The organism is Parabacteroides sp. 52, from assembly GCF_010500925.1.
GTDB lineage: Bacteria > Bacteroidota > Bacteroidia > Bacteroidales > Tannerellaceae > QVMG01.
In genome coordinates this window covers 53,508-66,332 of sequence record NZ_QVMG01000002.1, presented here as the reverse complement: position 1 = coordinate 66,332, position 12,825 = coordinate 53,508, and the positions used below count along the sequence as shown (strand labels likewise).

12 protein-coding genes are annotated in these 12,825 nt (G+C 39.7%); 5 read left to right on the top strand and 7 right to left on the bottom strand.

Annotated elements, in window-relative coordinates; genetic code table 11:
• The first annotated feature begins 4 nt into the window (after positions 1-4).
• On the top strand, positions 5-1,123 hold the full coding sequence (locus D0T51_RS02690) for a glycosyltransferase (RefSeq protein WP_163724801.1): 1,119 nt from the start codon (positions 5-7) through the stop codon (positions 1,121-1,123).
• A gap of 31 nt (positions 1,124-1,154) precedes the next feature.
• Here the strand turns inward: D0T51_RS02690 and D0T51_RS02685 are convergent, their stop codons facing one another.
• Positions 1,155-1,565 (bottom strand): 2-amino-4-hydroxy-6-hydroxymethyldihydropteridine diphosphokinase, encoded by a 411-nt coding sequence (locus D0T51_RS02685; protein ID WP_239056652.1) that lies wholly within the window; start codon positions 1,563-1,565, stop codon positions 1,155-1,157.
• Between the two features lie 145 nt (positions 1,566-1,710).
• Between D0T51_RS02685 and D0T51_RS02680 the strand changes: the two genes are divergently transcribed.
• Positions 1,711-2,829, top strand: coding sequence for an acyltransferase (locus D0T51_RS02680; RefSeq protein WP_163724797.1), 1,119 nt, complete (start codon positions 1,711-1,713; stop codon positions 2,827-2,829).
• Positions 2,830-2,871: 42 nt separating this feature from the next.
• On the opposite strand, the gene D0T51_RS02675 is transcribed toward D0T51_RS02680, so the two are convergent.
• Both D0T51_RS02675 and D0T51_RS02670 read right to left on the bottom strand, forming a co-directional pair.
• Complete coding sequence (locus D0T51_RS02675; RefSeq protein WP_239056650.1) at positions 2,872-3,825, bottom strand: PAS domain-containing sensor histidine kinase; 954 nt, start codon at positions 3,823-3,825, stop codon at positions 2,872-2,874.
• A 39-nt stretch (positions 3,826-3,864) separates the two neighbouring features.
• A complete protein-coding gene (locus tag D0T51_RS02670; protein WP_163724793.1) occupies positions 3,865-4,692 on the bottom strand; it encodes a response regulator in 828 nt (275 codons plus the stop codon).
• A gap of 193 nt (positions 4,693-4,885) precedes the next feature.
• Here D0T51_RS02670 and D0T51_RS02665 point away from each other — a divergent pair, with 193 nt between their 5' ends.
• A complete protein-coding gene (locus D0T51_RS02665; protein ID WP_163724791.1) occupies positions 4,886-7,255 on the top strand; it encodes an ABC transporter permease in 2,370 nt (789 codons plus the stop codon).
• Between the two features lie 12 nt (positions 7,256-7,267).
• Here D0T51_RS02665 and D0T51_RS02660 read toward each other — a convergent pair whose 3' ends face one another.
• Together D0T51_RS02660 and D0T51_RS02655 are read right to left on the bottom strand one after the other, a co-directional pair.
• Entirely contained in the window at positions 7,268-8,008 is a 741-nt protein-coding gene (locus tag D0T51_RS02660) for a NigD-like protein (RefSeq protein ID WP_163724789.1), read from the bottom strand.
• Positions 8,009-8,114: 106 nt separating this feature from the next.
• On the bottom strand, positions 8,115-9,170 hold the full coding sequence (locus D0T51_RS02655) for a DUF6493 family protein (RefSeq protein WP_163724787.1): 1,056 nt from the start codon (positions 9,168-9,170) through the stop codon (positions 8,115-8,117).
• A 472-nt stretch (positions 9,171-9,642) separates the two neighbouring features.
• On the opposite strand from D0T51_RS02655, the gene D0T51_RS02650 reads away from it, so the two are divergent.
• On the top strand, positions 9,643-9,954 hold the full coding sequence (locus tag D0T51_RS02650) for an RNA-binding protein (RefSeq protein ID WP_163724785.1): 312 nt from the start codon (positions 9,643-9,645) through the stop codon (positions 9,952-9,954).
• A 371-nt stretch (positions 9,955-10,325) separates the two neighbouring features.
• A complete protein-coding gene (locus tag D0T51_RS02645) occupies positions 10,326-11,258 on the top strand; it encodes a hypothetical protein (protein ID WP_163724784.1) in 933 nt (310 codons plus the stop codon).
• 151 nt (positions 11,259-11,409) lie between these two features.
• Here D0T51_RS02645 and D0T51_RS02640 read toward each other — a convergent pair whose 3' ends face one another.
• A complete protein-coding gene (locus tag D0T51_RS02640) occupies positions 11,410-12,420 on the bottom strand; it encodes a glycoside hydrolase family 43 protein (RefSeq protein ID WP_239056648.1) in 1,011 nt (336 codons plus the stop codon).
• A gap of 75 nt (positions 12,421-12,495) precedes the next feature.
• On the bottom strand, positions 12,496-12,810 hold the full coding sequence (locus tag D0T51_RS02635; RefSeq protein ID WP_163724780.1) for a discoidin domain-containing protein: 315 nt from the start codon (positions 12,808-12,810) through the stop codon (positions 12,496-12,498).
• Positions 12,811-12,825: the final 15 nt, after the last annotated feature.

Below are 12,825 nucleotides of genomic sequence, written 5' to 3'. Positions count from 1 at the left end.
AATCATGGAGAAGCATATTAACATTGTATCCTTCAACGTCCCCTACCCTCCCAATTACGGAGGCATCATAGACGTTTATTACAAATTGAAAGCACTTCATCTTATGGGAGTCAGGACTATTCTTCACTGTTTTGAGTACGAACGCCCCCCGGCTCCGGAACTGGAAGCATTATGTGAAAAGGTCTATTATTACAAAAGAAAAACAGGTATCCTAAAAAACCTATCCCTATTGCCCTATAATGTCTGTGGGCGCAAGGATCCGCAACTGCTGGAGAACTTATTAAAGAATAATTACCCGATCCTGTTTGAAGCTTTACACACCTGCTATTATATCGATCACCCTGCGCTGAAAGACCGAATGAAAATATACAGGGAAAGTAATATTGAACATGATTATTATCGTCACCTAGCTAAAGCGACTCCGGAAATTATCCGGAAAACATTCCTATACATTGAAGCCTGGAAATACAAACGATATGAGAAGGTGTTAACACATGCCGATCATATGTTGGTGGTTTCAACGGCTGATACGGATTATCTGCAAAAACAATACCCGGAGGTTACAGTTGAATATATGCCCAGCTTCCACGCCAATGACCATATAAGGATTCAACCGGGACAATCCGACTTTATCCTCTACCACGGCAAACTCTCCGTGGTAGAAAATGAACAAGCCGCTTTGTTTCTTATCAAGAACGTATTCAATAAACTGAAACACACTTGCATTATCGCAGGCATGGATCCTTCCAAGCGAATAATAGAAGCGGCTGCCCACTATCCCCATATACAAATCGAAGCCAACCCCTCCCAAGAACGAATGGAATACCTGATAACCCATGCCCAAGTGCAGTTACTAATCACATTTCAGGATACCGGGTTAAAACTCAAATTATTAAACAGCCTGTTTGCCGGTCGCCATACCATCGTCAACAGCCTGATGTTAACAGGAACAGGACTTGATAGTCTTTGCGTCATAGCTGATAGCCCCGAAGAGATGATTCGTGCCTGTAACGAACAAATGGCATTACCCATGACAGCGGAACTTATCTCTTCCCGGGAAAAGATTCTCAACACCACCTATTCCAACCAAAAGCAAGCGGAACGTTTGTATGCTCTTATTTAGAAAGATTTATCACTAAAAAAAATATCGCAGCTTAGGATTTATTGTCGCCTTTAAGAATATGTTGCATTGTCACAGAAAGCGACTGTATACCCTCTTGAACGTACGCCCGTTCCATATCAGCAGGTTTCAAGATACAGTCATTCCATTGTAAGAGATCTATATCGATAGGAATACGTCCGGATATTTTATCTTCCGGTTGACGACCCAATTCTTGTTCTATCTGTTTGAGAATCCTTTGCACAGTCTCTTCCTCCAAGGGAGTATACACCCAAGCCAGTTGATTCAAAAAATCCCCCGGAAAATGTATCTGCCCAATAGGTTCTGTCAATAGAGCTTCCGAAAAATAAATACAATCAAAAAAAATACGCAACAACTGAATCGCCTGGTCTATATTCCATTCCTTATTCACATTAGATCCTAATGCCAATAGGCATCTATTCATCTTATTCCTCATTACAGACCTTTTCTTTTACTGGATTCACTACACAAAACTATAAAAGAAATATTTTAAAAGCGTTGTATATGCTTCTGAATTTGTAGTTTTGTGCGAGAAAGATATAAATTCAGAAAATCAATACTTTATTTTCATGTCAGAAAAACAGATTTCATCTGCTGCTTTTGCAGATACCAAACCACATTATACTATTCTTGATGGGCTGCGTGGAGTAGCAGCTATTACAGTCGTTTGTTTCCATGTGTTTGAGGCTTTTGCTACCAGTCATTTAGATCAACAAATCAACCATGGATATCTGGCAGTCGACTTTTTCTTTATCTTGTCCGGCTTTGTGGTGGGATATGCTTACGATGACCGGTGGAAAACGATGAAAACAAGAGACTTTATCAAACGTCGATTTATTCGTTTACATCCGATGGTCGTTCTCGGGGCTATTATCGGAGCAATTATGTTCTATTTTCAAGGTTGTCCTGTTTGGGATGTTTCAACCATTTCGATAACCGCTTTTCTGATAGCTACCTGTTTGAATATTTTTCTGATACCTGCAACACCCGGTTGCGAAATCCGGGGTGTAGGTGAAATGTATCCATTGAATGGTCCAAGCTGGTCTTTGTTTTTCGAATATATCGGCACCTTTTTATATGCGCTCTTTATCCGTAAGCTACCAACAAAAGCGCTTGCCGTGTTAGTGGCAGTTGCCGGCTTCGGTCTGGCAGGTTTTGCGATTGGGTATGGCGACATATGTGTAGGCTATTCCTTGACGGAAACAGAATTCACGGGAGGTTTCTTCCGGTTATTTTTCTCTTTTTCAGCGGGTCTCCTCTTGTCGCGTCTCTTTCAATCTGTTTCTATAAAAGGAGCCTTTTGGTTCTGTAGTTTGTCCGTCGTCGTTCTCTTGGCTGTTCCCCGCATAGGAGGCGCCGACCACCTATGGATGAATGGATTGTACGACACCGTATGCTGTCTCATATTCTTTCCACTTATCGTACTCTTTGGAGCATCAGGCAAAACGACAGATAGATATACCCGGCGTATCTGTAAATTCTTAGGAGACCTCTCTTACCCTTTATACATGGTACATTATCCTTTCATTTATTTGTATTATGCCTGGGTAAAAAACGAAGATCTCACATTTGCAGCATCTTTCCCCGGTGCCTTGGCTTTACTCATAGGTAGTATTTTATTAGCCTACGTTTGCTTGAAACTGTATGATGAGCCGGTTCGCCGATTCCTGTCGAAGAAATTTTTATAATTAATCCGGTAAATACGTTCGGCCTGACAGGTTATATCAGGGTTAATCAGGAAAGTGCATACCAAAAACCGTCTGTTCTCCCGGAGTTGAATATGCGAAAAGTTCCCCGCCATGAAGTTGCATAATGCGTCGGGACAAAGGCAAACCTATTCCACTCCCTTCTTTTTTAGTTGAATAAAACGGGATAAAGATATCTTCCAATCGGCTTTGTATTATGCCTTCTCCATTATCAATTACTCGCAAGAATGATGAGGACTTCTCTCTTCCGGCCTCCACGACAATCTGTGGTTCCGGGGTATTTACTGTGGCCTGTAAAGCATTACGGATAAGATTGATTAATGCCAATGTGATCAGATTCTGATCACATAAAACCTCCATATTTTCCAGCGAAATATAATGGATATACTTACTCCCCGGTTCTGAATTCAACAAACGCTGAAGCTTATCAAACAAAACCGGAATTTCAACTTTAGCCTTCACCGGGTCAGGAAGATGAGTCAACCGGTGATACGCATCAAGAAATGTATTTAATTGCCTGGCTTGCTGATGAATCGTTTGCAGTCCGTCAATCATCCCTTTCTCCCCATACTCCTCCGGGTATTTAATCAAATCGGCCGATAAAGAAGCTATCGGGGTGATAGAGTTTCGAATCTCATGGGTCAGAACCCGAATAATACTCTCATAATAAAAACGCCGTTCTTCCAATACAGTCCGGTTTTCTTCGAATTGTGCCATGATTCGGTTCATTTCCTGAAACAAACCATACAGAAATCTGTCCTTTTCTCTTTCTGCGAAGTGAATACGAAAGTCGTTATTATGGATCGCACGAAAGAATTTGTTCAACTGTACATCTAATTTCTCCATCTTTTTTATCAATAGAATTGCCAGGACAACAATCATAAAGAAACAAACAAAAGCAAAAAACAAAGAAGTATGACTGACTAAGAACCAGGCTCCAGCAATCGCGAACAACACAATTCCTGTTATCCCTCCCATAAGGATTCGATGTAATCGGCGGTTCGGCATATAAAAGGTTTATATATTATATTTTTTCAGTTTGTTATACAATGTTTGCCGGGTAATATTAAGTTGCTGAGCAGCCAATGTCAGATTTCCTTTTTTCTCTGCCAGAACTGTTTGAATAAATTGCTTTTCAATATCATCCAGCGTAAGAGCCATAGAAGATACGGATTTCCCCTCCTCAAAAATAAAATCATCGGCAGTCAATTCCGTTCCATTATTTAGGAGGATGGCACGCTCAATACTTTGTTCAATAATCAGTATATTTCCGGCATACAGCTGACTTGCCAGTTTATCACGTGCCTTCTGATCCAATGAAGGATAGGGTTTGCCATAGGCCACAACATATTTTTTCAGGAAGAAGTCAATCAGTTGTTTGATAATATGGGCAGCATCGGTAGCCTTTTGTTCGTTCTTCCCTTCACCCGACGTACCTGATATGGACATATGTATTTTATTTCTCCTCTTTTCCCTGGCAGCATTCACTGTAATAATAAGTTTCTCATTATCCCAGGGTTTGACAATAAAGTCAGCCGCCCCCTTTTTCAATGAGTCTACTGCCAATTCGACATCTGCAAAAGCAGTCATCAGAACCACCTCCGGGGGATTATGGCATCTTCGGATCCTGTCGAGCCAGAACATACCTTCCCCTCCAGTCTGTTTTCCGGTACCAAAATTCATATCAAGTAATACCACATCCACATCCTCTTCCCGTAATAATGCGGGAAGCAGAGTGGGAACCTCCACTGTCAGAACGGTCTTGAACTCACGCGAAAGAATCATACGCAGTGTCTTTAATACCGTCTCGTTATCGTCTACGATGATGATTTTACCTGTACGCATACTTAATATACAAACGTACAATTAAAATAAATGCCAAAGACAAGGCTGATACATGAAAGTATACCCCCAAAAGAAACTTTTGTTATGAATGTCTAAAAAATAGACAATTTTCTCTTGGGGGATTCAAAAGACGTTGTATCCTATTGGTAAGCTGGTAAAGACTGATTAGTTTTGGCAAAACGACAGAAACATTATGAAGAGTATCTCATTCAAACTTATCTTCCGAAGTTGGTGGCGCAATAAGACATTTGCTGTCATTTCCATCCTCAGCCTGGCTGTCGGTATAGCCTGTACCAATTTATTAGTCGCCTTTGTGATACATGCGTATAATGTAGAGGCTGATAATCCCAATAAAGACCGGATATATTGCCTTGTTCAAGATAATCCTTTTCAGTCAGGAACCAAGGTTTTTTACGCCTCATATACTATCCCTTCCATGATTAAGGATCGTTATCCGGAGGTGGAAGATTGTCTATGTCTCAACCATGCCGATGTATCCCAGGTTTCTATTGGGGAAGCTATTTATGACCCGATAAAACTTCTGGTGGCAGATGCTTCTTTTCCTCATTTCTTCCCCTACCGGATTCTGGCAGGAAATCTGGAAGAGGCATTAACAGAACCGAATAAAATTGCTTTGACAGAAACTACGGCTCAGCGACTCTTTGGGAAAGAAAACCCCATAGGGCAAAATATGTATATACACCATACAGCAGAGGGGGCAACCCCCTATCTAGTAGTAGCCGTAATCAAAGAACACGACCAGGCCCTGCTCTCTTTCGACGGTATCACGGCTATGAATCAAGCATATGGCGGAACCTGCTTTCTTCTGATGAAACAATCCATCGACCCGGAAGCATTCGCACGGCGAATAAAAGAAGACGGACTCCCCACATTGATGGTCAATGAAGGGCAGTACTATCTTCATACCTTACAAGAAAACTACTTCCAGGAATTCAATGCACAAACGATTGACTACCTTAATAAACAGAACAAAACGAGCTTAACAATCGGATTGTGCTCCGCCTTCTTGATTTTGTTGATTGCTTGTTTCAATTATATCAACCTGCATTTTTCCCGTTTATTGCAGCAGATTAGAATGATTCATATCCAACATTTAATGGGAGCTTCCCCTGTAGAAATCAATAAACAATTGTTTTTCGATATCTTCTTTACCGTGATCATCGGTTTTTTCATTTCATTGCTTATCATGTATGACCTGATTCCGATATTTAACACCATCTTTTCCGGACATATGAAAGCAGCTTTCCTCTTCAACAGCCAGGTGATTCCTGTATTGATCGGGTTTATTCTTCTTCTTTCTATTATTCCAGCCATTTATGTCAGCCGAAAGGTGGTGACCTCCTTCTCTTCTCAACATCACATAGCCCTATTCAGCGGAAAAGGCAAACAGCGTATCATCTCCGTTTTATCGATTGCTCAATTTACCATTTCTATCGCATTGATAATAGCTACCCTTACAGTCAACAAACAGGTTGAATTGATCCGGAAAGGAGGAGAAGCCTATCGCGACTTAATCGAAATCAGTCCGGCGGGAGACTATAACAAACCTTTTGTTGCCGAGTTACGCACGCATCCGGAATTAGGGGAGATAAATACAAGCGAAGGAGCCGTTTTATATAGTGAGATACGCCAAATGGCTATCCCCGATTCAAATGGAAACAATACGTACTATTCATTGTTGGAATTCAAGGGGGACACTGACTATTTGTCAACATTCCACATTGACGTATTGCAAGGAATGCAGCCGCAAGAAGCTATCCGTCAGTATGCACGTCCGGTTTATATCAATCAACGTTTTGCAGATGTTTGGGTAGGAAAAGAAAACAACCCGATCGGGCAACCTTTAAAAAACTTCGACAAAGACTTCGATTATGGTAACAAAGAAGACGGATCAAAAGAAAAACCAACAACCTATATTGCAGGAATAGTGGATAACTTTTTTACCAATTCGTTAGAAGAAGAAATCCCTCCTGCCATTATTCATATCCGTGAAGAAATAAATGAGAAGTACACCTATGTCTATTTTCGTTTAGACAATAGACACCCCGAACGAATAGCTACGGTTAAACAAATATGGGAAAAACATAATCCCGGTAAGTTATTTACTTACCAACATCTATATGAAACGTTCATTGACCGAAACCGGAAGTCTTTCGGTCTGGTTCATTTATTACTAATGTATTCTTTGATTAGTATTGCTTTAACATGCTTCGGACTATTCGGCATCGCATTATACTCCACCGAACAACGCAGCAAAGAGATTGGTATCCGAAAAGTAAACGGTGCCACAACAAGAAAAATAGTCATCCTACTCAACAAACAATTCCTTCTATGGATTGGAATCGCTTTTCTTCTTGCGGCGCCCGTTTCCTGGATTCTTCTGAATCGCTGGTTGCAAATCTTTGTTTACCGGATAAATATATCCGTAGGCATATTTATCATTGCCTTACTTTCTGTCACAGCAATTACCTTACTCACCATAAGCTGGCATAGTTACAAGGCTGCATCCGGCAATCCGGTAAAAGCATTGAAGAATGAATAAATACGTACAGGCCTAGTTCAAATGCAACTCACTTCTTTGGGCAGCCATGGCGGAACTCGCAGGAGTACTCTTACGGGTACAATAATCAAACTCTGCCGATTTATCCCCGGTGAATGATTTCCATTTCAGTTTCAACTTCACTGTTTTCCCTTCCGTATCAGGTAATTTATTCAGGTTGAATGCGACCAAGCCGTCTTTTTCAACTCCGTAGACGTCTCCATCCGCATTATGACGGAATTCAACTTCATAAGGAGAAGCGGGATCCTGGCTTGCCAATAGATTCACATAATGAATTTTGTCAGCCTCTCCCCGTATTGTTCTGAAACGAAGCGTCAGATAACCGTCTTCTGCTATTGTAACCCAGTCGTTGATAAGTTCCACAGGGTCCGTACCATAAACAAGATCATTATCCGATGCCCGATCCGGAGCTATCTCTTTGGTAAGAATACTATCCATCCAATGAATATGAACCGCTTTACTATAGCCTTCACTGGGTTTATCCGTATCACTGAAATTCAATAAAGCCCTCACCTCTTTGTCTCCATAAGGAGATGTTTTTATATTCGTAGGTAATAAGGTCGTACTGTCGTCCAGTTGCAGGTAAAAAGAATTGTCACTAAGCGGTTTTACCGTTACAAGCGCATTGGGATAAACCAGATCCCAATTTGTGTCATCACCATCCAGACAAGATTGAAAAGTCGTTAGGGATAATGTAATTCCCATGGCCAATAAAAAATACTTTAATGTCTTCATCACTTTCATTTCATTAATTATAACTACATCTGAAAGATGAATTCACTGTTGAAATAGCTGCAATCGGAATGGGTAAATTTTGTTAACAAATACAGCAGGAGATGTTTCAAGCTGATTCTTTATCCACGGACTGGCAAGGATGACTTTGCGCCAGCAACTTCATTACAGCCAAGGTAGCTACTTGTATAGATTTATGAGAAGAAGATAATAACATGGGCACCAGGGGGATGAAATCGTTTGAACGAAATGTTTTTTCCGGGCATATCCTCTTTATGCATTTCAAAGCGGTGTGTACCCCTTTCGAACAAGGGGAATGAAGAGAGGATAAGAGTTCGTTCTGCAATTCGAGCAATTCTTCACAGGAAGGTTCCATTGCCATAAAAAGATCTGCATACCAACCACTTTGTATCTTTTTGAACCCTCTGTTATGAGCTGCCAGGCTTTCTTTCAGTATCCACATACGGTTGGGCGTACCATACCGACTGTATTGCCGCAAGATGGTGGTGATAGGACCATAAGGCATACCAACATGCAAGACTGAGCTTTTATCCTGCTGGGCCACATCACAGGGATAGGCAAACACGGTACAGATGTCTTCCAGTATCTCCGGATAAAAAGTTACCAATTCGATAAGAAATCGCTCCGGTTGATTTATATCCCCATTTATCCAGAACAGGTAAGGGAAAATATCCGCGATCCGGGCAGGCGGAGTAGAAGTGATAAGACCTGCTCTTTTCCATTGGATCAGATAGAGGTAAGGGATATAAATTCTGTTTTGTTCAAACAATTCATTGTAATAATCCGTAAACCAGTTCGGACGATACCATTCCAGGATGGAAAGAAGCTTTTCCGGACTGGGAAACAAACGCCAACTCTCTTCATCCTTTTTTATGTATTCAATATCTGATTTACTGAAACAAACAAAACGACTGTAAGCCAAACAATCTTCCACCCCTTCATCCGGAGTAAAAGAGTAATCCTCCCATTTCAATCGATCTATATCCCGAAGCAGGACGGCTACCTTCTTTTTTTCTGTCGTATTCAATTGACGTAATAAAGGTATCAGGTATTCCGTTTGCCCTTGAGCGAGTATACTTACAAGTCGGAGTATAAGCTCATTGTCTCCCTTTCTGCCTTTTCTTACATATTTCATATTTTCCATTGCGGAATACATTATTTAAATAAAAACGGTAAATCTATATGTAACAGAGATATACAAATAAAATCGCGAGAACAAATATAGAAACATAAAATGAGATTTATGAAGAATATAGCCTTGAATCTACCCTTAGTCAGATAAACCTGTGGAAAATCCGATCCCCTCTATCAGCAAAGTAACTGTTTTCGTTTGCATCAAAAAAACGATCGTTCGTACTTCAACAGGCAGGAAAATCGATAGACAAACGATACGCGAAAGACCTCCTCAGCGAAATGAAAAAGTCCTTTTTTCAGGTGAAAAACAAGAATTTAGTCTATTTTATCATTTTATTAACTTTATTGTTTTACCTTTGCTTCAAACATTTGAGTTGTTTATAACAGAATACATGCTTCTTCAATTTACGAATTTAAGTTTAGTCTGCATCTTTGCGATAATCCTCATCTGAAATTTTATTAACAATTTATTTATTTTACAAATGAACATTTTTATTGCAGGTTTGAGTTACGATGTGAACGATGCCGATTTAGCAGAACTTTTTCAAGAGTACGGAGCTGTAGCATCAGCAAAAGTTGTAATTGATCGTCAAACAAACAGATCGAAAGGTTTTGGTTTTGTTGAAATAGAAGACAATGAAGCTGCCGCAAAAGCAATTGAAGAATTAAACGGTGCCGAATATGCAGGCAGAACCCTTGCTGTTTCAGAAGCAAGACCGCGTGAAGAAAGACCAGCACGCTCTTTTAATAATAACAGAGGTGGTGGTTACGGCGGAGGACGTAACAGATATTAAGTCATATTTGACAAACTGAATAGAAATAAGGCATTCCCAAAGGGATGCCTTATTTTATTTGTACCCCATAGTCGCAACTCAACACACTTTTCCCTCTTTATTCTCTTCAAAAACGGGGAGATATTTTACTGCCCATAGCTATCGTCAGTAGTAACGATAGCTATCATCAGTAATAACGATAGCTATCATCAGTAGTGACGATAGCTATCAACACTAGAATAACCCCGAAAAAATGAGTTAAATGATTTCTTCAATGATTGAATTATCCGTAAAAAAGAGAGAAAATAGAATTTCATTTAGATTACTTAGCGTATTTTTGTCGATAGTAAAAGATAGTTTTTAAATGAAAAATCAAAAATAGAATTGTAAAAATGAAAGCGATATCTAACTGGTGTTCTATTTTATTATTGACTCTCTGTATAGGGGGATTAGTCTCATGCGATAATGATGATGTAAATTTAGTTGATACAAATTATAAAACATTGGAAATATCTTGCGGTAGTGATTTCGAGATTCCGGTTTTGGTGGATGATTGGTTCATAGAATATGTAAGAGACATAACATCGGGATTGGATATATTAGATAAGGACAATAACCCACTGACTTTGGATGAAAATGGAAAGGTAGAGGCTTCGAATGGTTGGTTGACTTTAAGCCGTGATAATGAAAAGAGTTTTGTTATAAGCCTGAAAGAAAACTTTGACAAATCCCTTGAACGCAAACTTTTGATCTGTATCCAAAATGCAGGGAAACGAGATTATATAACCCTCATTCAACATACTGGCTCTGCCTATCAGTTAGTCAAATCACATTATGAAGAAATTGAAGATCTGCGTCGTATCTATACCAGCGACAAAGAATGCACAAATATCGTATTAAAGAATCCATTATCTACAGAAAAATGGGAACCGACAGGAGATATATTTAAAAATGTTATTGAAACATCCATCTTTGAAAGTGAGGATTATGGAGCTTTTGAATGGGCTTCGAAAGAAGGGGTAAACGTTACCACTCCTGATCTGATAATCAATGACATAATACGGGGAGGAAGTAATCTTTGTACGTATAAAGAAGGAAGGGTTACTATGCCCTATATAAAAGACATCGCCAAGGGTAATAAGATATTGATGCCTCCCCATTCTACTCTGTATTTAAGTGGTGAGATTACATATTGCAAACGGGTATGCAATTATACATTCACTATTCAAAATATCGGAACCGGAACTCTATTCGAAGTGAAAGGACTCTGGACACAAATCATACCTATATCAAGCCACACAACATCTTCGGATAGAGAAATATAGAAAAACAAATAACTATTCTGAATCACAATCTTTTAAACACACTGCAAGGTGCAAGTTTCTCTATATAGAGAGACTTGCACCTTGCACTATATCTTTTGCGGCATGATGATATGCTGCGTGACTTCTGAAAAAGCTATAAAAATGCAATTATTCAGGGCTTATTCTTAAAAATTTCATTTATGCTCCATTTATCTTGCCATGCTATATCCATTTTGTCTTCTTCCTGGAACTCAATAGGTAACCATATATAGCGGGAATTAATTAAATCCGTTTTATTCCATTTATCGAACATGGCAATATAAGCGTTTTGCTTTCCTTCCACTTTAAGAACATATGTACTTTGTCCGTAAAAGGTAATATCAGCATCTTTTCCTGAACAAGGATTACCCATCACTTTCCATTCACCCAGCATACTATCTGCAATCGCATACTCTGCCTGATTCGGATCCCAAGCTGTACATCCGGAGGAGAGAATGTAATATTTTGCATTGTGTTTGAACACTGCAGGGGCTTCACGCGACTGGTCAATAAAATTACGGGTAAATTTACCTGTAGGCTTCAAATAATCATCGGTCAGTTCGCTAATGTACAGGGTTTTATTTTCTTCCGAGGAGTATACATGGTATGCTCTGCCATCATCATCCTTAAATAATGTCATATCACGGCTCATAGCATCATTTGGACGCATTGACCCTAGATATTCAAACTGGCCGTTCGGTTTGTCACTTATTGCTACTCCGGCAGCCGCCTTGGCATAATCATGACTGTCTACATGCAACCACATCACAAATTTCTTTGTTTTATCGTTATAAATAACTTTAGGACGTTCAAGAACGTTGGAATAGTGCAATTCCGAATTTTCATTGGTCTTATCAGAGGGCAATACGACACCTTCGAACTTCCAATCCACTAAATTTTGCGACGAGTAACAGGAAACACCTCCGGCCTCGGTACGATAGCACTCCCAACTCGGCACCTTAGGATTCCAATAAGTTGAATCGCCTTTGTATTCTCCATACCAATAATATGTGCCATCATGGTAGAGGATACCTCCACCATGTGCGTTAATTATATTCCCATCGGTATCAAGCCATTTTTCACCGGAGACAACTAATTTAGAAGTTGTCTCTACTTTGTTATCTACTTTTTTTGTTGTCCACAACTGATCATAAGAATACAAGACAGGACAAACAACAGGATTATCTGTTTTTTCATTATATATCTGTTTTACTGTTTATTACAACTTAAATGGGGTTTCTTTCAAATAAATCCGGTAATCTTTAATCATCCCCGGTTTGTTGGCTTCCATACGGGGCAAATATTGAAAACCACTGATTTCTTTATCTTCGCCCAAGTCGATCACAATCTGGTGCGGATACGGATCTTGCGCAACAGAATATGAGGTATGCCAAATGGTTGATTCCTGCAAATCAAATATATTGCTTGCTACGTTGTTAGCGGCATCTACTTCTTCGCTGTCGGCATAAATTAATTTCCAATGTTGACGGGATAATTTTTCACCGTTTTTGTCCAGAATCTCCAATTTAGCCATTGATGCATACGGATC

What these genes read in the sequence shown, in the direction of transcription:
- D0T51_RS02690 (WP_163724801.1), top strand. Translation starts at nt 5, where the DNA reads ATGGAGAAGCATATTAACATTGTATCCTTCAACGTCCCCTACCCTCCC.
- D0T51_RS02685 (WP_239056652.1), bottom strand. Translation starts at nt 1,565, where the DNA reads ATGAATAGATGCCTATTGGCATTAGGATCTAATGTGAATAAGGAATGG.
- D0T51_RS02680 (WP_163724797.1), top strand. Translation starts at nt 1,711, where the DNA reads ATGTCAGAAAAACAGATTTCATCTGCTGCTTTTGCAGATACCAAACCA.
- D0T51_RS02675 (WP_239056650.1), bottom strand. Translation starts at nt 3,825, where the DNA reads ATGGGAGGGATAACAGGAATTGTGTTGTTCGCGATTGCTGGAGCCTGG.
- D0T51_RS02670 (WP_163724793.1), bottom strand. Translation starts at nt 4,692, where the DNA reads ATGCGTACAGGTAAAATCATCATCGTAGACGATAACGAGACGGTATTA.
- D0T51_RS02665 (WP_163724791.1), top strand. Translation starts at nt 4,886, where the DNA reads ATGAAGAGTATCTCATTCAAACTTATCTTCCGAAGTTGGTGGCGCAAT.
- D0T51_RS02660 (WP_163724789.1), bottom strand. Translation starts at nt 8,008, where the DNA reads ATGAAGACATTAAAGTATTTTTTATTGGCCATGGGAATTACATTATCC.
- D0T51_RS02655 (WP_163724787.1), bottom strand. Translation starts at nt 9,170, where the DNA reads ATGGAAAATATGAAATATGTAAGAAAAGGCAGAAAGGGAGACAATGAG.
- D0T51_RS02650 (WP_163724785.1), top strand. Translation starts at nt 9,643, where the DNA reads ATGAACATTTTTATTGCAGGTTTGAGTTACGATGTGAACGATGCCGAT.
- D0T51_RS02645 (WP_163724784.1), top strand. Translation starts at nt 10,326, where the DNA reads ATGAAAGCGATATCTAACTGGTGTTCTATTTTATTATTGACTCTCTGT.
- D0T51_RS02635 (WP_163724780.1), bottom strand. Translation starts at nt 12,810, where the DNA reads ATGGCTAAATTGGAGATTCTGGACAAAAACGGTGAAAAATTATCCCGT.